18 protein-coding genes and 2 pseudogenes are annotated in these 25,780 nt (G+C 47.0%); 10 read left to right on the top strand and 10 right to left on the bottom strand.

The window, feature by feature from the left end; all coding sequences use genetic code 11:
- Window positions 1-167: 167 nt before the first annotated feature.
- The 5 genes from IEU85_RS05385 to IEU85_RS05365 form a co-directional block, all read right to left on the bottom strand.
- Complete coding sequence (locus tag IEU85_RS05385; RefSeq protein ID WP_188355212.1) at window positions 168-1,004, bottom strand: TetR/AcrR family transcriptional regulator; 837 nt, start codon at window positions 1,002-1,004, stop codon at window positions 168-170.
- A complete protein-coding gene (locus IEU85_RS05380) occupies window positions 1,004-3,394 on the bottom strand; it encodes a YhgE/Pip domain-containing protein (RefSeq protein WP_188355211.1) in 2,391 nt (796 codons plus the stop codon). The genes IEU85_RS05385 and IEU85_RS05380 overlap by 1 nt, the downstream gene beginning before the upstream one ends.
- A complete protein-coding gene (locus IEU85_RS05375; protein WP_188355210.1) occupies window positions 3,394-6,177 on the bottom strand; it encodes a YhgE/Pip domain-containing protein in 2,784 nt (927 codons plus the stop codon). The genes IEU85_RS05380 and IEU85_RS05375 overlap by 1 nt, the downstream gene beginning before the upstream one ends.
- 177 nt (window positions 6,178-6,354) lie before the next feature.
- Complete coding sequence (locus tag IEU85_RS05370; RefSeq protein WP_188355209.1) at window positions 6,355-7,614, bottom strand: PucR family transcriptional regulator; 1,260 nt, start codon at window positions 7,612-7,614, stop codon at window positions 6,355-6,357.
- A gap of 66 nt (window positions 7,615-7,680) precedes the next feature.
- On the bottom strand, window positions 7,681-9,930 hold the full coding sequence (locus tag IEU85_RS05365; RefSeq protein ID WP_188355208.1) for a DUF6020 family protein: 2,250 nt from the start codon (window positions 9,928-9,930) through the stop codon (window positions 7,681-7,683).
- A gap of 161 nt (window positions 9,931-10,091) precedes the next feature.
- On the opposite strand from IEU85_RS05365, the gene IEU85_RS05360 reads away from it, so the two are divergent.
- Window positions 10,092-10,832 (top strand): phosphoglyceromutase, encoded by a 741-nt coding sequence (locus IEU85_RS05360; RefSeq protein ID WP_188355207.1) that lies wholly within the window; start codon window positions 10,092-10,094, stop codon window positions 10,830-10,832.
- Window positions 10,833-10,991: 159 nt separating this feature from the next.
- Here the strand turns inward: IEU85_RS05360 and phoU are convergent, their stop codons facing one another.
- Entirely contained in the window at window positions 10,992-11,684 is a 693-nt protein-coding gene (phoU, locus tag IEU85_RS05355; protein ID WP_188355206.1) for a phosphate signaling complex protein PhoU, read from the bottom strand.
- 163 nt (window positions 11,685-11,847) lie between these two features.
- Here phoU and IEU85_RS05350 point away from each other — a divergent pair, with 163 nt between their 5' ends.
- On the top strand, window positions 11,848-13,236 hold the full coding sequence (locus IEU85_RS05350) for a sensor histidine kinase (protein ID WP_188355205.1): 1,389 nt from the start codon (window positions 11,848-11,850) through the stop codon (window positions 13,234-13,236).
- Window positions 13,237-13,450: 214 nt separating this feature from the next.
- Here IEU85_RS05350 and IEU85_RS05345 read toward each other — a convergent pair.
- A pseudogene (locus tag IEU85_RS05345) lies at window positions 13,451-13,702 on the bottom strand (DUF2530 domain-containing protein); the annotation flags it as partial.
- A gap of 174 nt (window positions 13,703-13,876) precedes the next feature.
- Window positions 13,877-15,064 (bottom strand): phosphoserine transaminase, encoded by a 1,188-nt coding sequence (gene serC / locus IEU85_RS05340; RefSeq protein WP_188355204.1) that lies wholly within the window; start codon window positions 15,062-15,064, stop codon window positions 13,877-13,879.
- A 227-nt stretch (window positions 15,065-15,291) separates the two neighbouring features.
- On the opposite strand from serC, the gene IEU85_RS05335 reads away from it, so the two are divergent.
- The 3 genes from IEU85_RS05335 to IEU85_RS05325 all read left to right on the top strand — a co-directional run bounded on the left by IEU85_RS05335 (window position 15,292) and on the right by IEU85_RS05325 (window position 18,501).
- On the top strand, window positions 15,292-16,239 hold the full coding sequence (locus IEU85_RS05335) for a CHAP domain-containing protein (protein ID WP_188355203.1): 948 nt from the start codon (window positions 15,292-15,294) through the stop codon (window positions 16,237-16,239).
- Window positions 16,240-16,383: 144 nt separating this feature from the next.
- Window positions 16,384-17,106 (top strand): C40 family peptidase, encoded by a 723-nt coding sequence (locus IEU85_RS05330; RefSeq protein ID WP_229714775.1) that lies wholly within the window; start codon window positions 16,384-16,386, stop codon window positions 17,104-17,106.
- Window positions 17,107-17,421: 315 nt separating this feature from the next.
- Window positions 17,422-18,501, top strand: a complete 1,080-nt coding sequence (locus IEU85_RS05325) for a universal stress protein (protein ID WP_188355202.1) — start codon at window positions 17,422-17,424, stop codon at window positions 18,499-18,501.
- A gap of 209 nt (window positions 18,502-18,710) precedes the next feature.
- On the opposite strand, the gene IEU85_RS05320 is transcribed toward IEU85_RS05325, so the two are convergent.
- Complete coding sequence (locus IEU85_RS05320; RefSeq protein WP_188355201.1) at window positions 18,711-19,124, bottom strand: OsmC family protein; 414 nt, start codon at window positions 19,122-19,124, stop codon at window positions 18,711-18,713.
- Window positions 19,125-19,373: 249 nt separating this feature from the next.
- Between IEU85_RS05320 and IEU85_RS05315 the strand changes: the two genes are divergently transcribed.
- The 3 genes and pseudogenes from IEU85_RS05315 (at window position 19,374) to IEU85_RS05305 (ending at window position 21,690) form a co-directional block, all read left to right on the top strand.
- Window positions 19,374-20,246, top strand: coding sequence for a thymidylate synthase (locus IEU85_RS05315; protein ID WP_188355200.1), 873 nt, complete (start codon window positions 19,374-19,376; stop codon window positions 20,244-20,246).
- Between the two features lie 48 nt (window positions 20,247-20,294).
- Window positions 20,295-20,927, top strand: a pseudogene (locus IEU85_RS05310) (dihydrofolate reductase); the annotation flags it as partial.
- A 250-nt stretch (window positions 20,928-21,177) separates the two neighbouring features.
- Window positions 21,178-21,690: a low molecular weight protein-tyrosine-phosphatase gene (locus IEU85_RS05305; protein WP_188355198.1), complete on the top strand. Its 513-nt coding sequence runs from the start codon at window positions 21,178-21,180 to the stop codon at window positions 21,688-21,690.
- Here the strand turns inward: IEU85_RS05305 and IEU85_RS05300 are convergent.
- Complete coding sequence (locus IEU85_RS05300) at window positions 21,671-22,837, bottom strand: FAD:protein FMN transferase (RefSeq protein WP_188355197.1); 1,167 nt, start codon at window positions 22,835-22,837, stop codon at window positions 21,671-21,673. The two genes, IEU85_RS05305 and IEU85_RS05300, sit on opposite strands and share 20 nt — an antisense overlap.
- Before the next feature lie 329 nt (window positions 22,838-23,166).
- On the opposite strand from IEU85_RS05300, the gene IEU85_RS05295 reads away from it, so the two are divergent.
- Window positions 23,167-25,008 carry an FTR1 family iron permease gene (locus IEU85_RS05295; protein ID WP_229714774.1) on the top strand — a complete coding sequence of 614 codons (1,842 nt, stop codon included), beginning with the start codon at window positions 23,167-23,169 and terminating at the stop codon, window positions 25,006-25,008.
- Window positions 25,009-25,079: 71 nt separating this feature from the next.
- Window positions 25,080-25,739 carry an iron transporter gene (locus tag IEU85_RS05290; protein ID WP_188355196.1) on the top strand — a complete coding sequence of 220 codons (660 nt, stop codon included), beginning with the start codon at window positions 25,080-25,082 and terminating at the stop codon, window positions 25,737-25,739.
- Window positions 25,740-25,780: the final 41 nt, after the last annotated feature.

The following is a 25,780-nucleotide window of genomic DNA, read 5'->3' as shown; positions in this document are numbered from 1 at the left end:
TACTATTCCAAACCAGCAACTATTAAAAGCATGACACCTCTATTGCGTACTGTTCGAAACATCTGATATTCCAAACCAGCGGGATTGAGTAGTACACGTTAGCCTCATTGCAACATTACACGCTAATAGTATGTTTGGAGTAGAGCTCTCTATAAACTGATACAGTATTACGCGCTAATAGCAGGCCAGAGCTGCTCCGTAATGCGTTGAGCCCATGCAGTCGGCATCGATAAGGTAACCATTGATTGTGCAGAAGACTGAGCAGAAGTTTGTGCAGTCTTCCGTGTACGACTTTGCATGCCGGGTTGCTTAAAAGCGTGTGAAGAAGCATGTTCAGAAGGCGGCACTATAGGTTCCTGAGCAACCTTTGTACTGGATTGAGTATCTTCATGAGCAATAGTCGGTGCATACTCTGGATTAAAAGGATCTGTGAGCATCGGCAGCACGGCATCCTCATCACAAGGCTCTTTACTTGTTAATTCGTAATCAAGTATTCCCTCAGCAAGCGCATGATGAGCTACCAGAGAACCAATAATCATTGTGGTAAGCATTTCGATATCAAGATCGGGTCTGAATACACCTTGCCTAATGCCTAAACGAAAATATTCGCTAATACGCTGCAATACCGGCAATACACCATGGTGCAAAACATTGCGGAAAAAATCATTCCTGCTGGAGATAACCATACCCACAGTGCGCACACCAATGCCATACACAAAAGCCTGCTCCATACGTGTAAATACTTCCATCATGCTCTGCTTTGACGGAGTAGGCAATGTGTTCAAGCTAGGGAGATTAAAGGCTTCAAGACGGCTTACTGAATCCAACATATCGTCAGTATTTGTATAGCGGCGATAAATCGTTGTTTTTGCAACACCGCTCGAACGCGCTACCTCTTCAATAGTGACAGCCCCAAGCCCCTGTGTGGTTGCAATATGGAGTACTGCACGAAGAATCTTAAAATCAGTTTCTTGACGTCTACGCGAACGCTGTATGGTACTCATTATGCAATCACCTTAGCCTTATCAATATTGGCTAAATACCAACGATTATAGATAGCAAGAGGCTTGCCAAAAATCAAAGCAAATGCCGCTAACGGAGGGATAAAGAGCAAGAGCCTGCCCATTTCAATCCAGAAGTCATTGGCATAGAACCCTGCAATAGCAGCACGCGCCATTTGTACTGAATGGGTAACTGGCAAGTATTGCGTAAGAGTGCTCATAAAGGCAGGTAGAATATCGAGCGGATACGCGCCGCCAGTTGCAGAAATCTGCACCACGAGGAAAATAACGCCGATAGCCTTACCAATATTGCCGAAGCAGTATACAAAGGTGTAAATCATAAAGGAATACACCAGTGCGCTTACCCAGCCAGTGAGCATAAAAGCCCAAGGATGCACGGTTTCTATGCGCATGAAAAGTAGGCTACCACCACAGGAGAAGGTAGCCTGTAGAAGAGCAAGAGTAGCGACTGTCAACCAACGGCCGATAAAGAGTTGCCAGCCATGCACATATTTACGTGGTTTAGCTCGGTTCTTGGATTGTGGTACAGGCTGCTGCTTAGCAGATCGCTGTGCAGATTGTTGCTGAATACGTTGTTCTGACTGCGGAACAACCATAGTTTCTACTATTGCAGTCTCAGCAGCTTTATCAGCCACTGCAGTCTTGCCAGGCGCAGTAGCCTTGCGTTTTTTCGCTTCTTTTCGAGCTTTACGGCGCATTGCATCACGCATAGCTGCCTCTTCCAACGCTCTACGAATAGTACGAGAAACAGAAGGCTTCAACGTAACCATCGCCAGTAAAGAACCCACCCAAAGCGGAATATAGGTGTAGAACGGCGTTAATGCCGCACCAAACGAGCTAACTGGAAATTCCACTGTGCGACGCAGAGTGACGGGAGCTGCAAGTTTATCAGCAAGCACATCTGGGTTTTTGTCGAGCAGTTTGCGCACAGTGCTCATATCGTCCGCTTGCAACGCCTCGTTAATGCGGTTTGCTAAATTACGCAGCTCTTGAGCGCCACTATCCACCTTGTCTTGCATGGTTTTCAATTGTGTTTGTAGCGTGTGCAAACTGGTTTGTGCTCCATCAGCAGTGTCCTCAAGCGTGCCCATTACATTATGCATTGCGGAGGAGCCTTGAGTAAACACCGTATTGAGTGAGGCTAAATCTGCAGAAATAGCGTCAAATTGAGGCTGCAAATCGTTGGAAAATGTGCCAGAAAGCCCTGAAATAGACGTCTTGGCATCATTGGCGAGTTTGCGAATATCAGCACGCTTAGCATTAACATCATCAGCAGTGCTCGTAATATGCTGAGCATCGCCTGCTAACGTATCATGCAACTGCTTCAACTGTGCTAGTACTGTGTCAAGTTGCTTAACAATAACATGGTTCTCGCCAATGAGCTGTACCAGCGTATCGCGAATCTTGGCATACGCATCATACTGTTGTTGGACAGTTGCTGCCTGATCGCGCAAAATCGTAGCAATATCAGCGCCGGTGTCTTGCGCATGATCAAATGTGGCATCAAGATTTGACACAATAGCATCCGTACTCTGTACGCTTGTTGATACTGCTTGGCTCAGCGCGTCAGTGGTAATATCGAGCGCGCTAGCAGCACTGGAAACACCTTGCTTAGCGCTATCTACTTGCTTTTTAGTATCTTGTGCCTGCTCATTTGCTGATTTAGTTACTTGTTGAGCGCTGGTAATAATACTTCCTGCAGCATTAGTGAGCTCTTGGTACGCCTGCAACATCTGCGAAGCATGATCAAGCGTACTGGCAAAGGTATCCATATTCTCAGTAAGCCTACTAATCAGCTGATTTGCCTGTGGAGAGTCCAAAGTCTTGGTGAGTGAACTTGCCAGTCGCAGAGCAGTCGATGTGATTGTGGAAGAAAACATTGTATTGATTTGCGCTGCCACAGTATCAGCACCTTGACCAGTGACTTTTGGTGCCATAGCATTCAGCTTTTCATTGGTATAGTAGTCCAGCTGAGCATGATGCATATCAGTATCAAAGAAGGTCATCATATTTTTGCTGAAATCTTTAGGAATAACGACCGCAGCATAATATGCGCCTGATTTCGTGCCATCAATGGCATCCTCTTCGCTGGTAAAGGTCCAATCGAGCTGCGAATTAGCGCGCAACTCGTTCACCACTTGATCACCAATACACATGCGCATAGGCAAGAGGTCGCCTTCATAGCAAGCGTCAGTATTGGCAACTGCAAATTTAAGCCGTGATGTGTTGGAAAATGGATCCCAGCTTGCTGCCACGTTAAACCAAGTAAAAAGCCCTGGTACAGCAACAAGTCCTATAACAATAACAATGGTAGCAATGGATCCAGCGAGGCGGCGAACGTCACCTGCGAATAAGCGTAGGATGGTGCGCATTAGTCTTCCTCCTTGGTATCCATGTGCTCAGGCTTGACTTGGCCGACCTCTTGAATTTGCTGCGTGATGGCAGTATCAGTTTGTAGCTCAGTTTGTAATTCAGCTGGTATCTCGGTTTGCGCCTCAGCATGTGATTGTTCAGCATGTGATTGCTGAGCATGTGATTGCTGAGCAGCGCTTGTATGCGCACCGTGTTCATGAATCAGATTGCCTAAATAATTGTTCATATGCGGCGACATCATAGCCAGCACAGCTTCATCAGAAAGATTGCCTACAGCAACTTGACGCTCAATAGAATCCTTCGTCATTTCTAACGCCATCAGTGCGCCGATAATAATAATGAACCACACCAGCCAGCTGACCAGCACGACTACCTTGGCTCCCGGAGTAAAGGACAAGGTGAGTGCAAGAATAAGTGGCACTACAATGCCAGTAATAAGTGCTGCCTGCTTGAGCTTCGGATACAGCAGTGCGAAACGCTCTGCGCGACGTTCAATTACTGTGCGGAATTCGTCATGGTTCGACAGTGCGCGAATAAGTTGCTGTAATCGCACTTCATGACCGCGCAGCATTACTGGTTCCATATTCACCATTTCACTGTGCTCAAGCTCCTTGGCAAACAGTCGATTAAGATTCACCAAATGTGGGCGTACTAGCAGTCCAAACACGATAAAGACAATGGCAAAGAGTGCTAAAATTGCCATTTCTTTGAACCAGTGACCGTCATAGAATCCGCCAATAGTTTCTCTAAAGGCATTTACTGCGTGAGTAAATGGGAAGAAGGGGAACATTACTCTAAAGAATCTTGGCATCATTTCAATAGGGTAGATTCCAGCAGAACCTGGAATTTGCAGCATAATCAATGCCACGCATAAGCCCTTGCCTACGTGCATAAAGCTGATACTCAGCGAGTAGATAATGGCCAAATACACTAGTGAAGTAAAGCCTGCTGTGGCAACAAGTGCAGGAGCATTGACAGTTTGCACGCCAATAATGAGTTCTCCTACAGCAGTAAGTATACCTTGCGCAAGGGCAAGCGGTGCGAGGAGCAGGTAGCGTGCCCAGTAGCTTTGTGAGGAGGATAAGTGCCCATGTAGCACACCGTCTAGATCTTCCTCATCAACTTCGAGCTTAAAAATCACTGCTAGTGCGAAAGCGCCAACCCACAGGGAAAGATTGATAAACAGCGGTGCCATACCAGAGCCATAGGTAGTAACTGGGAAGAGCGTATGTGTGTCAAGCACTGTTGGCGATTTCATAAAATCCGCAATTTTGGCGGTATCGAGCCTACCGCCGTTACCGACAATGTCACTTACTGCACGAGCTGTAGATACGGCGCTGATATCAGTAATTAAGGTGCTTAACTGGTTATTTAGGTCAGCAAGTGTGTTATCGGTTGCTTGCAGCGCTTTCGTCGCACTCGCCGCTGCATCATCAAGTTGGTCTAGCACACTATTGGCTTGGTTAATGACGCTATTGCGCGCTTGAACTGATCCTGCGAGGTTACCGCTAGCAGCAGCAAGTGTGGTAAAGCCGGTGTTTAATTGCTGCAATGCGCTGGTATTAAGAGTATTACGGGCTGTACCAAATGCGGAGAGGGTTTGCTGTGTGTTCGAATCAAGCGCATTGATGGTGTGAGTTGTGGAAGTAATAGTTTTGCCAGCGTCAGTATTGGTTGATGAAATATGTCCTATAGCAGTGCCAAGTTTTGCATTCGCCTGTGCCAGGTCTTTGACAACGGTGCTGGTAACAGGCAGTGGCAATGTTTGCAATTGCTCAAGAATTTGCTGTGTTTGTGCTTGTAATTGCTGTGCTTGAGTAAGGGTATTACCGAGGGTCTGGTTGGCGCCGGTTAACGCGCTATTCAGTGAACTGATTGCCTCATTGGTATTGCGTGAGGCTTGCGAAAGCATAGCAGAACTTGTGTCAAGTACAGAAGAAGAGGAGGTTGCGAAATTGTTCACTGCCTGCTGCGTGGTGGTCAGGCTTTGTGAAACACGCGCTAACGCATCCGAGCCGCTGGTATTAGCAAGACGCGCTCTGCCTAATGCAGTTCGGGCGTTTGCTGTTTGCGTGGGGACTTGTTCAAGCTGGTGTTCAGTTCGCGTAATAGTATCACGCAACTGTGCAATACTTTGCGCTGCTTCGTTGAGCTTAGTAGTGACGTTGTTTTTGGTTTGAGTAGTAGTGGTATCTACACTATCTGCTGCCGTGTTAATAGTTTTGGCAACAACATCGCCAGCTGTGGAAACGAACGTGTCGTTAATTTGACGATCAACAGTATCAGCACCGGTATCAGTGATTTTCGCGGCGATAGCATTGGCTTTTTGATTTACTATGTATTGTAGCGTGGGGCGCTCGCCTTCACCGGTTTCAATTAAATGCACAAGTGTTGCGCTGAAATCCTGGGGGATAATAATAGCCGCGGAAGTGTTACCTTTGCGCACTGCATCAAGTGCATTGGCATGTGAGGTGTTATACCATCCGAGTTGATCGTTGTTATTAAGCTCATCGACGATTTGTCGGCCGAGGTTGAGTTTGCCGAGTGAATTGCTGAATGCTCCAGAATCTTCATTAACAATCGCAACTTTAATGCCTTGCGTATTGCCGTATGGATTCCAGAATCCTACTGTGTTAAACCATGCATATAGTGCTGGAATGATGATGATGCCAACTGCAACAATAAGTGCTGAGGGGACACGAGCAATGCGCACAATATCGCGGCGCAGTACTGCTAACACATTATGCATGGGTACCTCGTATTCTCCCGATTCGCTACGCATTTCGTAGCGCTACGCAGTACGTAGCATAATGTGTATTCTTGACAAATACATACGGTGTTTCGTATAGCGAAAATAATACGATTCTGCCTGTGCGAGTTCTTCGCTAACCCTTCGTCAATCGCGCATTATTCTGCTTTTTGTGCTGCTTATTTTTGTTATATCTTCGTCAATCGCGCATTATTTTGCACTATACTGCATCAATCCTAATGACAGCGCAGTAGTCAGTACATAAGCATCGCGGGGGATAAGCGGATCCCAACCAGTTAATTCCGCCGAACGCTTAAGCCGATAGCGCACAGTATTGGGATGAACATGCAAGAGTTGCGCAGTTGCTTCAAGTGACGAACCCGCACGCAAAAATGTGGTAACAGTATTGGCCATCGGATCATCGCTGCCTTGCTCAACCAAAACTTCAAACACGGTATGAATAAGCTGCTGCTTGGCAAGATCGTCGCCAAGCAAAGCACGTTCTGGGAGCATCATATGAGCGTAGACAATATACCCTGGTTCCATCAACGCAGGCAATGTACGAGCTGTACTGCAGACTTCATGCAGCGAACGCACCAGAGCGATAGTATCTACGCCTGTAGAACCAACACAGACTGTATGAGTAGTGCAGTATGCCAGTGCATGATTCACCATATCAGCAAGCTGTTCAGCAGGACCACTTACCACTCCTATGAAATGCTGTGCTTGCTGATCATGAGAATCGGCTAATTGCGCCATTTGCAAATAATCAGGCAACGATGAAGTATCAAGTGCATCAAGTAATGCCAATATGCACCGACCGCCATCTTGTTCAATCGTAGCTTTTATAGTATTCAGCGTGACGTGCGCGTCAAGGGCTGCAATAATAGCAGTACTTGGCATAGTAGTATCCCAATATAGTTGCGCTAACGCATGTTGCACTGCTTGAGACTGGAGCGCATGAAGATCAAGCGACTGCTTGATAAGAGTTTGTAGAGCGCGTGTGTGTATTTCCTGCCAATTATCAGTTTGGTGGATGTGTTTAGTTTGTGCAGCGTTGGCATAAACTTGTGCCGCAGCAAAAGCAATTTCTTTAGCAAATATTGCCATAGCTTCACGCGCATACTGCTGCTGGCTTGGCAGGGTAAAGCCATCGAGATGTAGCTCTAAGAAATCAACAAAAAAGCGCGTAAGATCAAGTGTTTGTTGTAAGGAAATATGTTCAGTTAATTGCACAGAACCGAGTGTGAAAATAGTGCCAACCTGCACTTGAGGATGCTGATCCGGATGCTCGTTGTATTGCGTAAACCATGATGAAAACTGAGCAAGAGCACTATCGATCATGGCGTGTACCAGTGCTCGATCATCCTCTTGCAAATCACGATACCAAGCAAATTCAGCACGCAATGTCAGTCTGGCGCTCAGCGACAGTTTGCGGAGAGCTGGACTTAAAATAGTTGTTGTAGTCATAGCACTCCTTAAATATTGCGTGAAATATTGCGTGTGCAAACAGTGTATTGTGTGTGCATGCAATACCTACTGTGTTCTTGCATGCTTTTGCTTGTGTGCTGCGCGCGCAATAGGTGACAAGGTGCGTGAGGACGATAATGCTACCAACATCAACGGCGCAATAATGAACAATGGCAGCATATGACGATCAAAATTATTAGCCGGTGCCAAAATCATCACACCCATCAGCAATACCACTACTATTTGCCAAGAAAGAAGCTTCCATCTGCGCAGTATCACCATGCACGACCCTGCAATAAGGGCAAGCACAGTCCAAAAATTACCGTGTAATGGCCAGCCAAGTACTGGAATACGCGACCAGCCTTGTAAGAATGCTGCTATAGGATGACGAATACCGCCGAGCCAGTCTTGGAGTACAGGTACACGAGCAAATTGAGCATTATCGGCATAGTAGAATGCAGATACATACGGCACATCTGCAATATCAAAATATCCATAGGAGTTAGCTAGAAAAGCATCAATATACTCAATAGGTGCTCGCTTACCAAGCTCCAGCCAGGCAGTATTAAACTGCGCCATATCTTCTTTGCTAACAGTTGCCCAGCGGTATACTACGCGCTTATGAATCTCGCCTCCGGAAGATTTTACTCGGTCAGCGTCTTGAGGATAGTAGGCAAGCGCAGCCTGATTGATGTCAATAATAGGATCCAGTTTGCGCATAAGCTCAGGCGTAAATGCTGCACGATTGCGCTGCGCGGTGCGACTAATTTGCTGCAATTGCATGGACTTACCTTCAATAGGATCCCCATCGATAATCAGACCTGCATGAATAGCTCCGCCAAGGGCGCACTGAAAAACAATCAGTGGCAGCAGCATAGTGTACAGGGGAATACTACGGCTATGCGCAAAAGCAAGGAACATAGTAATACTTGCAATAGCAATAAGCGGGGCAGCATATTTAGCGCTGATAAGCATAAGACTCGTTGCTAATCCCCATTCAATGAGAAAACGCCAGCCAAGCGCGCGAGCCTTAAGCTGTAGCGAGTGCATGGTGTATGCGCGGTGAGTGCAGGTGAATTGATAGCAGCAACCAAACCACCAAATAAGGGCTGCTGCAAAGAGAGGAGACTTAGTTAATCCCAAACTGCTTACTGCAAAAGCTGGGTTGAGTATGGCAATCAGTACTAAAGCTCGAGCTGCTGGTGTTGCGCAAGGCAGTGCGCTGGTCGTTATAGAAGGCGATGTGCTGGCTATTGTGCTGGCAGTTGTGCTGCTTAATGTTTGGGCAAGAGGCTGGGGGCGTAGCTGATGAGGTAGGCGCGGTGTAATAAACCAGCTTGGCTCTACAAAACGCACTACTGTTCTAGCAACAATCCAAGCGCAGAGCACATATTGCGCTGCGGCAAGCAGTATCAAACCAAGTGCAACACTGCCAGTGTAGTGCTGTGAAGCATATGCTATGGCTCCGTAAAACAGGGTCAGCACAATATTGTGGTGATTGGTAAGAAAGGTTGGCTGGTCGGGCCAAAGATAATGCGCAGTAGGGTAGATATCCATGATGGTGGCAAATTGCAATATTCCTTGGTTATCTGCCTGATAACTCAAACTCGACTTACTGTAAGGTAGCGGTTGCCCATGAGCGTGATGCCAGAATGCAGTAAATTCGTTAATTTGTGAAAAAACATCGGCACCCAGTACTACAGCAAAACAAATCCATGCCCACAGCCAGCCAAGCAGGATTACGCACCATAGTATTCGAGGATTACCGGTTACTCGTGTGGCAAAGCGAAGGAAACGCTGAAGCCATGGCAATGCGTGGCAGTATTGGCGAAGTCGTTGCCAGCATTTAAGCCCGCGTTGCCCATGCTTATGTGCAGTACTTGATGTGTTAGCGGGATCTTGTAGTGCAGTGCCGATAGTGCTTGGCTGCTGGACTGTGTTTATAGCGCTAGCAGTGCTCGTAGTACGGGTAGTGCCGATAGTGCTCGTAGTACGGGTAGTGCGTATACTGCGAGTAATGCCAATAACAAGCCCTAGTACTAGCGCAGTCATTCCTACAAATATCACGGTTTGTACCCAAGACCACTGTGTAATAGAACCATCCGCGCGGTATATGGGACCTACTGCTGTGCATAACCCAATCCACGCCGCGGCAAGAGTAACTAATGTCCATCGCGCAATAGAACCCAGTCTTTGCGCACCTGTTGGCATTGGCATTGCAGCGCGCGTTGCCATGCCAGCTGCCGTGTCAGAGGTAGTGTCTGCTTGAGTGCTGGTTGGCGTTGTGTGCGATAAGGAAGATGCGTTATGGGTCATAAGTCACTTTCACCGTACAGGTATGTGTATTGCCAAGCTGCATAATTGCAAAGCTCTGGAAGTATCAGTTCAGTATGCTTATACTACTGTAGCGTCTGTAAGAAGACTGAGTGTGTTCTAGTTCACAACTCAGTCGTGTTGAGCGCGTAGACTGGTCAACTATGACATACAAATTAGTATTGCTCAGGCATGGCCAGAGCGCATGGAATAAAACAAACCAGTTCACCGGCTGGGTTGATGTCCCATTAACCGAGCAGGGTGTTGAAGAAGCTAAGCGTGGCGGACAGCTTTTGAAGGAAAAGAATGTCCTTCCTGACATCGTATTTACTTCATTGCTGCGCCGTGCTATTAACACTGCAAATATCGCTCTTGATGAGGCAGATCGCCTCTGGATTCCAGTAGAGCGTAGCTGGCACCTGAACGAACGTCATTATGGCGCTCTTCAGGGCAAGAATAAGACCGAAATTCGCCAAGAGTATGGTGATGAAAAGTTCATGATCTGGCGTCGTTCTTATGCAACCCCACCTCCAGCCATTGATCCAAATGATGAGTACGCTCAGAACAACGATCCACGCTATGCAGGTGAGCCAGTTCCAGAAACTGAGGCGCTCGCTAATGTTGTTGAGCGTGTAACCCCTTACTGGGAGTCTGCAATTATTCCTGAGCTTAAGGCTGGTAAGACAGTACTGATCGCAGCTCATGGTAATTCCTTGCGCGCAATTGTGAAGATGCTTGATAATTTGAGCGAAGAAGAGATTGCTAAGGTCAATATTCCAACAGCAATCCCACTGTTGTATGAACTTGATGAAAACTTCAAGCCAATCAAGCCACGCGGTGAGTATCTCGATCCAGAAGCTGCTGCTGCTGGTGCTGCCGCTGTTGCTGCTCAGGGACAGAAGTAAGTAATGTCGATGTAATGCGCGTGCTATAACAGATAGCGTACGTATATATAAAGAGTCCAGTTTTCATGATGAAGCTGGACTCTTTTATGACATTTAGAGCGCATGTAGATTTAAGTGATGTATAGACGCTATGTTGTGCTAAGCAGAGTAAGGTAATGATTAGCCTAAAACTGTGTCCTCATGAGCGCTGTGCATATTTTGTGGCTCTTTTGTCGGATCAAAGCCGGAGACAATATAGCCTACGCGGCGAGCAGCAGATACGGCGTGGTCGCCGAATCGCTCATAGAAACGACCGAGCAATACTGTGTCAATGGTTTGCTGTTTACTGCCAGTCCATGCATCACTATTGATAATGGTGAAAATCTGGCGATGAATATCATCTAATTGATCGTCTCCTGTGATAATGCGTTCGATAAGTGCCTCGTCTTTGCTGGAAAGCATAGTAATAAGCTGCTCAGAGACATTGCTGACAAAGGCTTGCATGCGCACAAATATGTTGGTAATTTCAGCTGGCAGCGCAGGCTGAGGGTAGGTGCGGCGTGCAATTTCAGCCACATGACGTGCTAAATCTCCCATACGCTCAAAGGTAGAAGCAAGACGCAGTGTAGAAACTACCACACGCAAATCTGTTGCTACCGGACCCTGCTTGGCAAGTAGCTGTACGCATTGATTGATAATGCTGGTTTCAAGGGCATCAATTTCTAAATCACCGTCGATTACTTGTTGTGCAGCATCAATATCTTGGTGAAGTAATGCCTGCCCGGCGCCTTCGATGGCAGTGTGTACGCGATGAGCCATATGATCTAAATCGTCAGCGACTTGATTAAGTTCTTCATTAAAGATAACGCGCATATGCTTCACTATCCTCTACTCGAGTGCGGTGTTGACTTCCGCTTCTATTGTACGGGAGGAGTTGGCGCAGACGCTAAGAGAACAGCATTATTTGTATAAAGTTTGCCTAAAGTTCACTTTGCATGCTTGTTGTCTAATACGGTATGTGTGACACAATAATGGTATGGGCAGTGAACATATAACACCGATAACCATAATTATTTTGCTCGTTTTTGCAGTTATGGCGGTGATTGCGCTTGGTGCTGTACTGCTTGGGTTGGTGCATATGTTTGCGAGCGCGATTCCGGCATCGTTCATATCTCAGGTTGAACAGTGGCGTGAAGATATGCGAATGTGGTGGCATGGTTTGCTGGCAAAACTTCCTTGGGTTGATGAACGTGAAGATAGCGAGTCAGACGAGGATGATTTGAATGCTCAGGCCACTCGGCTGTTGGCGATGTTGCCTATGGTGGCTGTGCTTACTGATGACTCGGGTAGGGTATTGCGCGCGAATCCGAAGGCCTACCAGTTTGGTGTTGTAGATGATGATGTGATTATTGATGAGCGTATTGCGCAGGCAGTAGCTCAGGTTCGGCATACTGGCGGTAGTACGGTGCTACAGGTGGTGACACAGACGCCAAAACGCTATGAGCAACGCCTCGATGATGAGGATGAGCATGGGGCGTCAGAGCATGGTGTGTCGGCGTCGCTTTCTGATGAGACAGCGTTGCGTATTGAGGTGTCGAGGCGTAATTGGCTTGATGTTACTGTTGGTTCATTAGGTTCAGGACTTGTTGCTGTGCTCATACGAGATACTAGTGCGGCGCGGCGCTTTGCTCGGGTGCAGGAGGATTTTGTGACGAATGTTTCGCAGCGGTTGCTTGAGCCAATGCGAGCGTTGAAAAGTCTCGGTGATGATTTAAGTCAAGATGATGCTGAGATTGATCAGGTGATGGCGAGTGCGGGCAAAGTGCACGATTATGCTTCGGTAACCGCGCATATTTTAGATGATTTACTGCTGTTGATTCAGGCTCAGACGCCTATTGATGACACTCATGGCGAAGTCGTGGATATTAATGATGTGGTGCGTGGTGCGGTAGATGATATGGGTCAGATGGTACAGTATGCGCGGGTTGAAGTGCGTGTGCGGTATAGTCAGACGATCCATGTTGAGATAGATGCGCACCAAGTACGTGCTGCTGTGGCATGTTTACTGGCTAATGGGATTATCTATTCGCCTTCGGGTTCGAGTGTTGATGTGGTTATTGATACGGTTGATGCCGTGCAGTCAGCGTCAGGCAATGGTCGTGTCGCAAGAGTGCGTGTTATTGATCGTGGTGTGGGTATTGCTACACAGGATTTGCCACATGTATTTAAGCGTTTTTATCGTGGGAGCAATCAGCCTCATTGGCCAGGGCGTGATGATATTGAGCATGGTGGTGCTTCCGGCGGTGTTGGTTTAGGGCTGGCTATTGTTAAGCATGTGGCGCTTACTCATGGCGGTAGTGCTTTGGCGTGGAGTAGGCCGGGGTCGGGTAGTACTTTTACGCTGACCGTGCCTGCTTTGCCATAAGGTACTGTAGGTTATTCACTGTCGGTTATTGAAACTACCGTAGCGTTAATATATGTTTGTTTGAGCTGGTGTGAGCAAATAATTGCTATCAGTGCTATTTTGCAGGGCGGTTACGGTCTGAGGCTTTTGCGATTTCTTGAGCAGTATGTGTGTATGCAGCGGTTACTCGTTGGTCGGGTTCTTTCTTAGAAGTCCGTTTTGCAGTTACTCCATTGCCCAGCCTGCGATAATACCAGCGATTGAAATGCTCCCAAATCAGCATAAGTACGCCAATAATCATGCCTGCAGTGCAAATAATTAATGGTGCAGCCCACGCTTCGCCGCTGATAAAGAGTAGTATAAGGCAGGTTAGTGCGGCTATGCACCAGATGAAAGTGCCAATAAAAAATACGCGATGCAAATCAACTTGGGCAGGCTTTGGGCCTGGCTTTCGTTTACTCGGATCTAGAATTGGCGCCAACCTCATGCCATTACCATACAAGACACTCACGCCAATAATCAAATTGGTTGGCGTACTTTGCGCAGAGTGCGTGAGTGTATGAGCGTGTGAATGTATGAGCGGGAGCCTACAAGTAGTGTGTAGCTTTATGCAGGCTCTCACTCTGCGATATTTGTGTGTAGTTGCGCTTCGTATGAGGGTTTAGTGCTGGATGAGATAGTCAATTACCACATTAACGCATTGGATAAGGCGTTGCACATCCTCAGGTTCCACTGATGGGAATACAGCAATACGTAGCTGATTGCGCCCTAGAGCACGGTATCCGGCAATATCAACAATGCCATACTTACGCAAGCAAGCAATAATATCGTCTGCGTCAAGCGATGGGTCAACATCAATGGTAACTACCACGTTTGAGCGCCATGCATTGTGCTCAACGAATGGTGTGAGATATTGGTGTTGTTCAGCCCATGTGTAGAGCAGCTGCGCATTGTGAGCGCATCGCTCAGTTGCCCAAGTGAGACCGCCTTGTGCGAGTATCCATTGAATCTGCTCATGCATGAGTAGCAGCGTGCTAATCGATGGAGTATTTAAGGTTTGGTTTTTGCGACTATTAGTAATTGCCTTGGTTAAGGACAAAAATGGCGGCACCCAGCGTCCAGATTCCGGCTGAGCTGCCAGCTTTTCCACATAGTGCGCACGCTCAATAGCTTGTGGAGAGCATATGGCTACCCAAAGCCCGCCCTCTGAACCAAACGCTTTTTGTGGAGAGAAGTAATACACATCCGCCTGCGTGATATCGACTGGCAGTCCTCCCGCAGCACTGGTGGCGTCAATAATCGTGAGTGGATTATAGATGTGCTGGTCTTGAGGATTTGGAGCTTGAGCAATGTGATCTGCCTGTACTTGCGCGCGCACTACGGGAGCCATCACACCCGTGGAAGTTTCGTTGTGTGCCCAAGCGTATACATCGGCGCCAGGTGTGGATTGAGGTAGTGCCATGCTACCGTATGGCGCCTCGTATACTACGGGATTATCAAGGAAGGGTGCCGCAGCGATACTAGCCGCGAGCTTGCCGCTGAATGAACCATAGCTTCCTACTGCTGCTCGTTGGATAATCAGGCTGGCGCATATGATATCCCAAAATGCGCTAGCACCACCGTTACCGAGTACTACTTCGTAGTCCTCGGGAAGATTGAACAGTTCACGAATTCCAGATTGAATAGACGCTACGAGGTCACGCACTGGCTTCTGTCGATGGCTGGTACCGAGTAGGGTGGTACCAGCGCTGGCGAGAGCATCTATCTGTGCAGTGCGAATTTTGCTTGGACCGCTGCCGAAGCGTCCATCGGATGGTAATAGTTCTTGTGGAATCTGCAACTCATTCATGGTTTAAGCATACGTGGTGTGGTTCGTATTCATGGGCAACTGTTCAAATGTTGGCGTAGCAGTGTGCCTTATTTGTTCGATTCATGCATAACTGTTCAAATGTTGGCGGATTGTGGCTTGGCTGCCTTATTTACACATCTCACTTTTCCACATTTTTCAATGGTTCTTGCACAGTTCAAAGGGTTGGTCTAAACTTAAGGAGGTTTGACGAGATTTAAGGAGAACTCATGACTCGAGGCGCCCATTCTGCTAAGCGCGTGAAGCAGCATAAAGCACATGCTGCTGCGCCATCAGTAATGCCCGCCATCACAGCTACAGTTGCTCGTGCTACACATCGTGCACAAGAGGCATGGAATGCTGATCTTGTTCCTCAAGTTATTGAAGAATTAAATGCTGCTGCACCTGTTACACGTCGTCAGATTCGTGAAGCTGCACGTCAGCAAAATCGTAAAAAGCAGTTTATGGCTGCTGGTGCTTTTACATTATTGGCAGCAACAACTGGCTCTATTTTCGCTACAACAAGCGCAGCAAGTCCTTTTGCTCGTTCTTCTGCAGAAGATACTGGTATTATCGCAGCATATCCTGGTTCTGGAATGCAGTCTTCGTCTACTACTTCATCAGCATCGCGTTCTTCTGAGCGCACGGCACTGAGTGAAACCACAACTCAGTCATCACAAGGAAATTGGTCACTTTCTGCTGATGAAAGCAGTCTGGATTCTGGTCAAATGTCCAAATCTACAGTGTCTAATCCTGTAGTGGCTGCTCGTATTGATCAGGCAAAAGAGCAAGGTTTGAAGCTTCCTGATGGTTTTAATCCTAATCATGCTACTGGTGACTCTGGTTTAGCATATGAGTTTTCACAGTGCACATGGTGGGCTTATACTCGCAGACATCAGCTCGGACTTCCAGTTGGCTCTTATCTTGGCAATGGCGGTCAGTGGGCTACTTCGGCTCGTGCTTTGGGGTACTGGGTTGATAATACTCCTCAGGTTGGCGATATTATGGTGTTTGCGCCGGGGCAAGACGGTACGGATCCGCTCTATGGACATGTTGCCATTGTTGAGGCTATTGAAGATGGCAAAGTTATCACCTCTGAGTGTGGTGCTGTAATGAATGGTAAAACTTATTCAAAGACCTATACAGACGTAGGTAATTATCAGTACATTCATTTCTAAAGTACTGCGTGCTGTGTTACTGCACAAACACGTGCAAGAGTGATTTGCGACAGTGATTGCAATACGAGTTGGTCATACAATAAGGGAAGACCATATAACAAGACGTATTGCTTTTGTTAGAGGCATGTTTTATAGTTGTTGGTGATGAAGATCAAAAAGCCAAAAACAATTGTAGTAACTATGCTTGCAGCACTGACGCTTACAGCAGGGATTGTGCCTGCGGCGACAGCGGTTCAAGATGCTCCTGTTGTGAGTGCTTCGCGTTCTTTTAAGGGTGTTCAGTCACGCGACGCTAAGCTTCTTGATGAGGCAGTATCGGTGAAAGTTGATGCCAATTATGGTGGTATTGAATCCTTAAGTGTGCCACAAACTAAGTCTCAGGCTGAAAAAGATGCTGAGGCACAGGCACAGCGTGCGCTCGAAGCTGCGCAGGCAGCTCAAGCTGCACAACAGGCAGCCCAAGCCGCAAGTCGATCTGCAGCACGTCAAGCTGCTAGTGCCGCTGTAGAACTTCCAGCAAGTGCAAGTGGTAGTGCAGTCGTTTCCACAGCTATGCAGTATCTGGGTGCGCCATATGTATTTGGTGGTACCACGCCAGCTGGCTGGGATTGCTCTGGATTCACTTCGTATGTATTCCGTCAGTTCGGACTTGAAATTGGACGAACCGATGCTGCACAACGTGCCTATGGGCAATCTCATGGTGTGCGTGTTTCTAATCCGCAGCCTGGAGATCTCATGTGGATGCCGGGACATGTTGGTATTTACATTGGCGGCGGCAAAATGATTCATGCTGCAACCCCAAGTAGTGGCACACTGATTGAATCAACATCTTGGGCTAGTTTTGAGTACTATCGCTTAATTCAGTAGTTGTACTGCTAGTTTAAGTTTCAAGCCACACACTTAATCTACTAGTGTGTGGCTTTTTCATGCCGTTCTATAAGCCGTGTTGCAAACCGTTCTATAAGCCCAGTATTTCCTATGCCGATCACAATAAATCTGTGAATTCTATGAAATCTCGTGGCGTTAACGCATGTTTCGGTTTATGTCGAGTATGCTAATAGAGCAGGTAGCTATTAGAACTACATTCCGTATTGACATATGGTTTTGTAGCGCTATGGTTACTGTGTGATACCAATACATGCTGGTACACAGTATGTTTTCGCAACATTCAAGGAGGTCGTCATGACTGTGAATGAGAAAGCAATTCTAGTTGGCGTTGATGGCTCAGATGCAAGCTACAAAGCAACATGGTGGGCTGCAAACTACGCTAAGCATGCAGGACTGACCTTACAAATTGTATGCGCGTACTCACTGCCGAGTTACGCTGCTGTCTCTTTTGATGCCACCTATACTGCAATGGGTGATGACAATGTAGCGCATACTGACGCGCAAGAAATCCTTTCTAAGGCAAAGGCAATTGCCGACGAACAGGGTGTGCAAGCAACTACGTTGATTGTGACTGGAGATCCAAGTTCAGTATTCGTTGAACTTTCGCGTAATTATAATTTGATTGTTATTGGCAACCGCGGTAAAGGTGGTCTTGCTGAGCGTCTGCTGGGCACAACAAGTTCCAGCCTGCCAGCGTATGCGTACTGCCCAATTGTGGTTGTTCCATACACTGATGATGAGGGACACTTAATGCATTTGAGCAACACCATTACTAGCGTGGTTGTTGGCTCTGATGAATCTAAGTGGGGGTTAAAGGCGCTTGATATTGCTGCTGAATTTGCCCATCAGTGGGATGCAAAACTTACTGTGCTTTCTGCGGTTCCTAGCTTTGGCGGCATGGGTATGTTTGCTTCTAGCGGCGGTGCTGGCGGCACTGAGGCAGAATCTATTATGGAATCCTATTTGGAAGATTTGAATGTGCGTATTGCCCCAATTCAGGAGCGTTACCCAGATTTGAAGATTGCCAAGTCTGTGGTTCCAGGTTCTGCAGTTACCGCTTTAACTGACGCTAGCCACAATAGTGATGTTGTGGTTGTCGGTTCTCGCGGTCGCGGTGGCTTTACTGGTCTTATTTTAGGATCTACTAGCCAAGGGCTGCTGCAGCATGCGGTAAGCCCAGTATATGTGGTGCCACGCAAGTATGTGGAGGCTGCAGAAAGCCGCATGGATACGGTTCCTGCTTCTCCTGCTGATGTGAAGCCAAAGAATTTGGGTGATATTACCGGCGTGCATGAAGTTTCTGTGCCAACAGCTGAGCGTCAAGTTGCTCAAGATATTGATGCGGCAATTGATCCTGAATTCAAAGCTCGCTAATGCCGTAGAGTAACACGCAGTAGTACAGTAAATCACGTATAAGCTACTTTTATACGATGTTGCATAAATTAAACCCCGCTCTTTCAGGTGTAGATTCACACGAATTTACATAGCCGGATAGGGCGGGGTTTATATATTCAAGGTGTTTATGCGCTGAGTAGTGTGGCACCCTCATAGTGGTGTACGCTACATTGCTACAGTAACGCCACTTAACTGCGTACTGTAATATCCATACGACAAGGAGCACCTTGCTCATACGTGTGCTTGACTGTGCACGCCTTGTCAATATGTCGGCGGATACGTTCTTTGAGCTTAGCAACATCTTCAGGAGAAAGTCCTGCCTCAAGAGCATCGACAATAATCTGCTCAGAGAAATCTAAATATGAGTCAGTATTCGGGTCATAGCGACCTTCAATAGTCACTTTTGCACCATTGCCCTCACCAGTAGCAGATTCCACAGCAAACTGGCTTGTTAAGGCAGCACATGCTGCAAGAGCAATCATGCTGAGTTCACCCGGGCTAAAGAGCCCTTTACCTTTACCAAATTTGAGATGAGCACCATCTTCGCTGCGCGCGTCCCACGAGCCATCCTTGTTACGCTCTACCCAGAGTTTTTTCGCCATATTGTGCTCCTTATGCTAGTTGGTAATCAGCGGATACCAATAAGTAATACGGTAATACTGTAACTCTAGCGCACCTGAGACATTTGTGCATGCTGCGTATTACATATGGTGCGTATTACCAATACTATGCAGCTATTTCTATGCGATATAGACTGCAAATGCCATACTGCAGGCTGATAGCCGAGCAGCATGACGCTCGCTAAGAGAAGAAAGCTGAGAAAACACGCGCTTCTTGATACACTAGTGCGCATGAGTTTGACCCAAGAACAATTACAAGCAATTCGTGAGCGCATGCCTGAACGTCCGAAAACTGATATTCCAATGCCATATGAGGATTTAGTGCGCAAAATTGTTATGGAGGGCACGCTCAAAACAGACCGCACTGGCACGGGTACCGTGTCGCTGTTTGGACAACAAATTCGTTTTGATATTTCACAAAGTTTCCCATTACTGACCACAAAGCGTGTCTTTTTTAAGGGCATCGCCTACGAGCTGCTATGGTTTTTGAAAGGTTCATCAAATGTGCGTTGGTTGCAAGAGCACAATGTACATATTTGGGATGAATGGGCAGATGAACATGGCGATTTAGGACCAGTGTATGGTGTGCAGTGGCGAAGCTGGCCCGCACCCACGCCAGATGATCCCAATCGCACTATTGATCAAATTGCCAATGTGCTTGACTTATTGCGTCATCACCCTGATTCGCGTCGCATGATTGTTTCTGCGTGGAATCCTGCGGAAGTAGAGCAGATGGCATTACCGCCATGCCATACGCTATTCCAATTCTATGTGGCAGACGGTAAGCTCAGCTGCCAACTGTATCAGCGCTCTTGTGATATGTTCTTAGGTGTGCCATTTAATATTGCTTCGTACGCTCTGCTTACCATGATGATGGCACAGCAAGCGGGTCTTGAACCAGGTGAGTTTGTGTGGACTGGCGGTGATTGCCATGTATATAGCAATCATATGGAACAAGTATTAGAACAACTCGGTAGAACACCATACCCATACCCACAGTTACAGCTTCATAAGGCACCTTCAATTAGCGAATATACCTATGAAGATTTTGAAATTGTAAACTATCAATATCATCCAACTATTACAGCGCCTGTCGCGGTCTGAGCAAACCGTTACCATAGTGGGGCAACTGTTTTAAGGAGAGTAGCGAAGATGGAGCATGATAGTAGCCGCAGCGGCTATCACGAACCCAAGCCCGAGCAAGTCGGGCGTGAAGAAAACGATTGGGAAAACGAGGATTTACATGATGATGATCTTCGCCCAATTGTGGTTAATTTAATATGGGCACAAGCACGGTCTACCGATGGTCGCGAAGGCGCGATTGGCGTTGGCGGGGGCATGCCGTGGTATCTGCCTGAAGACTTAAAGCATTTCAAGAGTTTAACCATTTCACATCCAGTGATTATGGGCAGAAAAACTTGGGAATCATTGTCAGAAAAACGCAGGCCTTTGCCAAACCGCGATAACATTGTGATTTCTTCAAATCCGCAGTATCGCGCTAGTGGAGCTACGGTTGTTGATTCCATGGAGGCGGCTCTCGATTTAGCGCGGCAGGAATCAATACCTGATGATGGTATTGAACGCAATGAGCTGTGGGTTATCGGTGGCGGTCAAGTATTTGCTGACGCACTACCGTATGCACATCGGGTATTTGTGACTGATATTGATGCCGAAGTAGCAGCTGATGTATTCGCTCCTGATATTGAGCAACTTGTCCGTGATGGGCAATGGCGCAGAGTAAGTGAAACCGGGTGGATGCAGCCTAAGCAAGTGTCACCAAAAATTAAAGCCATTGCAAAACTTGGTACTGTGCATGCAAATCAGGCGCAACATACTGCCGGAGGGACTACTAGCGAGACGCAGGATCCTCAACCAGTGGCGATTCGCGGCTATCGTTTCGTTGACTATGAGCGCACCGATCCACAGAGTGTACGCCAAGCAATGATTTAATAGCCAATGATTTCATGACTAATAATCTAATGAAATAGTAGTGATAGCAGTTTGACAGCAGCACTACCAGTATTTAAGGAGGACCATGCAAGATATTCAGCCATTTACCATTATGACCGTATGTACTGGCAATATTTGCCGTTCTCCTATGGCACAAATTGTGTTGCAAGACTTTGTTGAGCAGCGTGGACTCACCGATCAAGTGCGCGTGCTTTCGAGCGGTGTTAGCAGTGAAGAGCATGGCAATCCTATCGATCCACGCGCTCGCAAAGTATTGGTAGAGCATGGTTTTAGTCTGCCTGGCTATCATTTTGCGCATAAAATTACTCGCGATGAAATTGCTCAGACAGATCTCTTCCTACCTATGACTGCTTCTCATATGCAGGCGCTTTTGCGACAGTTACCAGCTCAGAAACGCGATGCTGTACATATGTATCGCTCGTTTATGCCACAATTTGCACACTATCAGGGTCGTCAGTCTGATATGGATTTGGCGGATCCTTGGTATGGCGGTCCTCATGAATTTGAAGTTGCTATTACACAAATTGAGCAGGCAGCTCCGTATATTATGGATTGGGTTAGTCAGCAGCTGCAGTAAACAGCGTGCCATACCACTGGCATTGTGAACTAATCTTGTAACTGGTATCGAGTGCCAGCATTGGTACAGCAAAACGTGTACTGAGTGTGGTAGCCGATGTAGTAAACAGTGCTGTTGCCAGTGCATCAGCAATCATCGTAGGGTACTTTGTACACAGATGGTATGCAAGGCGCTGGTCATCGGTAGTTTCAGCGGGTAGTTGTTGAAGCATATCGAGTGGTATTGCAGCCCAACTGGCAAGTGTATCTTGTACTGGTTGTCCTGTTCTCGCATCGAGAAGATGATGCACTGTGTGCATGGCTGCAAAGCGCTGTTGCTCCCAGTGGCGTCTACTTGGTGAAGAAGCGCATAATGCACCTTGCTGGATAGGCATCACGCCGATAGCAAGGTCCGGATTGTGAGGATCTTCTAATCCAATGCGGTATGGGGGATTGGTGTGCAATAAGACGCGCACATCGCCTCCAGCGTTAATAACGTACTCTAATAATGGGTACTCTAATGATGGGCTGGGGTGGTGTGCGTTAAGCGACTTATTGTGCTGCCACGCTGGGTAGGTCTCTAAGAGCTGTGCAATGCGATCAACTGCAAAACCTTTGCCAAAAGCACCAAAATCAAGAGCAACAGGAGCTGTTGTGTGCAAGATTGTTGGTTGGTCTTGCTCTCTGGTAATTGCTGTTGCCCATGTGGTTGCAATATTCGTGTTGGTAGTGTTGCTGGTATTGAGCTGTAGTGCTGGACCGTATCCAAGTAGCCCAAGTTCCTCACCAACGCACGGGTCGAGGGCATGTTGGGTAAGGTGGAACATCTTATCTGCACAGTCAAATACCGCTTGACACCACATAGGGAAGGTAAAACTGCCTCCGTGTGGTGCCTGCCTCATAGCGCTGACCAGAGAGTCTTCTCGAAATCGCGATAGGGTACGATCAATAGTTTCAATGCAGTCGGTAAGGCGTGAATATAAGTCCTGTGGTATTGGCTGACTGGTACTTATAATAATGCCGGTGCCAAAGGCGTGAGGGAATGTAGTATTATACGGAAGCCTGCGGGTTTCGTTGGTACTGTGGGTTTCGTGAGTTGTGCCGTGGGTTTCGTCGGTGCTGTGAGTTTGGTTGTGTGGTGTTTGGATTTTGGTAGGTGTGCCAGCCATATCTTGTACTCTATTGCTTCTGCTTGACGCTTTTACATCTTCTTAACTCTCTCAATCTGAGATGAGTTCATATTTTGGACGGCGTGTTGGCGAATATGTAGGCAATCGGTTGATAACATACTAAACTAATAGGCAGTTTTCCCTTATTTTTCAATAGTTTGATAAGTTGTGTAGAAAAAAGAGATTATATATCATAATCACGCAAAAAAGTCAAGACTATACTTTGTAGCGAAATTCAGTTACGTTACGCAAGAGTTATGGTATCTGCTGCATACTAGTACAGCGTGTGCAAACTACCATACCTGATGGTCGCTTGGGATAGGAGCAATATGGGGCAGTGTCAACGCAAACTGACACAACACTTGTATGCACTCGGTGCACTGCTTGCATTACTGGTACTGATAGTTGGCATACTGCCGATGGGTGCCTACGCGCAGGAGCAGTCAGCAACAACAAGTGCGGCAAGTGTGTCTAAAGACGGCCTCGCATCTGCTCAACAATCCAATCAATCCAAGCAAACCGCCCAATCCAAAAAATCCGACCAATCCATTAGCGCTACTGCGTCAGACTATGATTCATGGAGTGCACTAGTTGATCAAATCGTGGCGCAGCTCCAAGCAGCGCTTAAGCAATATCAAGCTAAAGATTTTGCAGGAGCAGCTTCAGATATTCGCTCCACACGAAATGTGCTGTATGTGGCAAGTAATTTAGGACAGGTTGTCCAAACACGCATATCAGCAGAGCAAAACCAAAGTATCCAGCAACTCTTTACCAGTGCTCAAACACAAGCACGCACAGCGAATCAAGATGAGGTATTGCAAACTACAGTAACCAACTTATGCAATACCTTGCGCACCGTAGCTGCCACACTTGATGCACAGTCAGATCTTGCCAATCCGCGTGACTATGCTAAAGCTCGTGCCGAACAGACTGCACAAGAACGCAAAGCCTTAGATGCAGCAAAAGTCAATCATAATGCAGGCAAAGGCGAACAAACATGGAGCCAAATTGCCGAACAAATGAATACTATTTTGGGCAAAGCATTGAAAGATGCTCAGGCAGGCAATGGCAAAGCTGGCGCTCAAGGCGTGAATAACGCCTACTACCAGTATTATGAGAAACTCGGCTTTGAAAAGAATGTCATGAACGCTATTAGTGGTTCGCGAGTTTCCCTTGTGGAAAGCACCTTCAAAGAGGCGCGCAAAGCTATGAATGCTGGGGATACTAAGGCTGCTCAACAGCACATCGCCAGCCTCAAAACAATGCTAGTGCAAGATGCGCAGGAGCTAGACCAAGGCGCAGGAGAACATGGCAATACGGTTATGCGCTGGATTACCAGCACCTTTGGTCAGGCGTTCTTAATTCTGATTCGTGAAGGATTAGAAGCGCTACTGGTAGTAACGGCAATTGTGGCATATTTAGTCAAAACCAATAATCGCAAACTTATTCGCTGGATCTACCTTGGCGTACTTGCTGGTCTTGCAGGCGCAGGATTAGTTGCTGTGGTATTTATGCAACTCTTTGGCGGTAGCGGTCCGCAGCAAGAAATTCTCGAAGGCGTTTGTGCGTTGGTAGCTATGGTGATGTTGCTGTATACATCCAATTGGATGCTCGGTAAAGCTAGTGTAGCCTCATGGAATCGCTATATTCGAGAAAAAACTCAATCAGCAGTTGCTCAAGCCAAGACCCAAGTTGAGCAAGGGGCGCTTTCGTTTTCTGCAATAGCCTCATTAGCGCTGCTCAGTTTTCTCGCAGTATTTAGAGAAGGTGCAGAAACTGTTATTTTCTACGAATCTGTGTATGGCATGACACGTGATAGTGCTGGCATGTGGGCAGGAGCTATTGCTGCTTCCATAGTATTGCTGGTGATTTTCGTGCTGCTGCGCTTTACTTCGGTACAAATTCCAATTGGCCCCTTCTTCACTATTACCTCAGTCTTGCTGTCGGTTTTAGTTGTTGTTTTTGCAGGAGGCGGTGTGCACGCGCTTATTGAAGGCGATGTGTTGCCGGGAATCTACCTTGCAGGCGTGCCAACAAGCGACTGGTTAGGCGTATATCCATATGCAGAAACGCTTATTGCACAGGCAATAGCAGTTGCTGTTGTTATAGGGTTGTTTATTTATGAATTCTATAAACAACGCGCTATTCGCGCTCAAGAATATACCAACTAATACGCGCTCATTGACCTTACTTGAAAATCTAAAACACACTACAACACAATAAACACATAGGAGGGAACATCATGTCCCTGAATTTTACCAACCAACCATGGGTACGCCGTATTGCGGCGCTTTCATTGGCTGCGACAGTAAGTATGTCACTTGCAGCATGTGGTAGCGGCAATACTGCCTCCTCCAATAGTGCTGCGTCATCAAGCCAATCTGATCAGGCACGTAGCGAGCAAAGCAAAAGTGCTGGATTTGAAGAAATTCCAATCTATGATGCCAATGGCAATACTGATATTGAAGTAGGACCGTTGAATGTTGCTGCAGTATACTTCCAGCCTATTGATATGGAACCAGCAGGTATGGGATTAAGCGCTGCTGACTCTAATTTGCATTTGGAAGCCGATATTCACGCGCTTAAAGACAATAATCTCGGGTACGGTGCTGGAGAATTTGTGCCGGGACTGACCGTTGATTATACGATTACTGATAAAAACGATCCATCAAATACACAAGAAGGCACCTTTATGGAAATGGTAGCCTCTGATGGACCACATTATGGCGGCAATATCAAGCTTGATAAGGACGGAGAATACACGCTCACGTTGAAAATTCACTCCCCAGCAGAAAACGGGTGGATGCTGCACGTAGATCCAGAAACCGGCGTGAAAGGTCATTACTGGACTGAGCCGCTAGAAGCAGTATTTGATTGGGATTACACTGTGCACCAGTGGTAGTTAGTGCCCCCAGTGGTAGTTAGTGCACCAGTGGAAAACCA

Origin of the sequence: Galliscardovia ingluviei (assembly GCF_014635685.1) — a bacterium.
GTDB lineage: Bacteria > Actinomycetota > Actinomycetes > Actinomycetales > Bifidobacteriaceae > Galliscardovia > Galliscardovia ingluviei.
Note: the sequence above shows the minus strand (reverse complement) of the source record. Positions and strands in the feature narration are given on the sequence as shown.

What these genes read in the sequence shown, in the direction of transcription:
- IEU85_RS05385 (WP_188355212.1), bottom strand. Translation starts at nt 1,004, where the DNA reads ATGAGTACCATACAGCGTTCGCGTAGACGTCAAGAAACTGATTTTAAG.
- IEU85_RS05380 (WP_188355211.1), bottom strand. Translation starts at nt 3,394, where the DNA reads ATGCGCACCATCCTACGCTTATTCGCAGGTGACGTTCGCCGCCTCGCT.
- IEU85_RS05375 (WP_188355210.1), bottom strand. Translation starts at nt 6,177, where the DNA reads ATGCGTAGCGAATCGGGAGAATACGAGGTACCCATGCATAATGTGTTA.
- IEU85_RS05370 (WP_188355209.1), bottom strand. Translation starts at nt 7,614, where the DNA reads ATGACTACAACAACTATTTTAAGTCCAGCTCTCCGCAAACTGTCGCTG.
- IEU85_RS05365 (WP_188355208.1), bottom strand. Translation starts at nt 9,930, where the DNA reads ATGACCCATAACGCATCTTCCTTATCGCACACAACGCCAACCAGCACT.
- IEU85_RS05360 (WP_188355207.1), top strand. Translation starts at nt 10,092, where the DNA reads ATGACATACAAATTAGTATTGCTCAGGCATGGCCAGAGCGCATGGAAT.
- phoU (WP_188355206.1), bottom strand. Translation starts at nt 11,684, where the DNA reads ATGCGCGTTATCTTTAATGAAGAACTTAATCAAGTCGCTGACGATTTA.
- IEU85_RS05350 (WP_188355205.1), top strand. Translation starts at nt 11,848, where the DNA reads ATGGGCAGTGAACATATAACACCGATAACCATAATTATTTTGCTCGTT.
- serC (WP_188355204.1), bottom strand. Translation starts at nt 15,064, where the DNA reads ATGAATGAGTTGCAGATTCCACAAGAACTATTACCATCCGATGGACGC.
- IEU85_RS05335 (WP_188355203.1), top strand. Translation starts at nt 15,292, where the DNA reads ATGACTCGAGGCGCCCATTCTGCTAAGCGCGTGAAGCAGCATAAAGCA.
- IEU85_RS05330 (WP_229714775.1), top strand. Translation starts at nt 16,384, where the DNA reads ATGAAGATCAAAAAGCCAAAAACAATTGTAGTAACTATGCTTGCAGCA.
- IEU85_RS05325 (WP_188355202.1), top strand. Translation starts at nt 17,422, where the DNA reads ATGACTGTGAATGAGAAAGCAATTCTAGTTGGCGTTGATGGCTCAGAT.
- IEU85_RS05320 (WP_188355201.1), bottom strand. Translation starts at nt 19,124, where the DNA reads ATGGCGAAAAAACTCTGGGTAGAGCGTAACAAGGATGGCTCGTGGGAC.
- IEU85_RS05315 (WP_188355200.1), top strand. Translation starts at nt 19,374, where the DNA reads ATGAGTTTGACCCAAGAACAATTACAAGCAATTCGTGAGCGCATGCCT.
- IEU85_RS05305 (WP_188355198.1), top strand. Translation starts at nt 21,178, where the DNA reads ATGCAAGATATTCAGCCATTTACCATTATGACCGTATGTACTGGCAAT.
- IEU85_RS05300 (WP_188355197.1), bottom strand. Translation starts at nt 22,837, where the DNA reads ATGGCTGGCACACCTACCAAAATCCAAACACCACACAACCAAACTCAC.
- IEU85_RS05295 (WP_229714774.1), top strand. Translation starts at nt 23,167, where the DNA reads ATGGGGCAGTGTCAACGCAAACTGACACAACACTTGTATGCACTCGGT.
- IEU85_RS05290 (WP_188355196.1), top strand. Translation starts at nt 25,080, where the DNA reads ATGTCCCTGAATTTTACCAACCAACCATGGGTACGCCGTATTGCGGCG.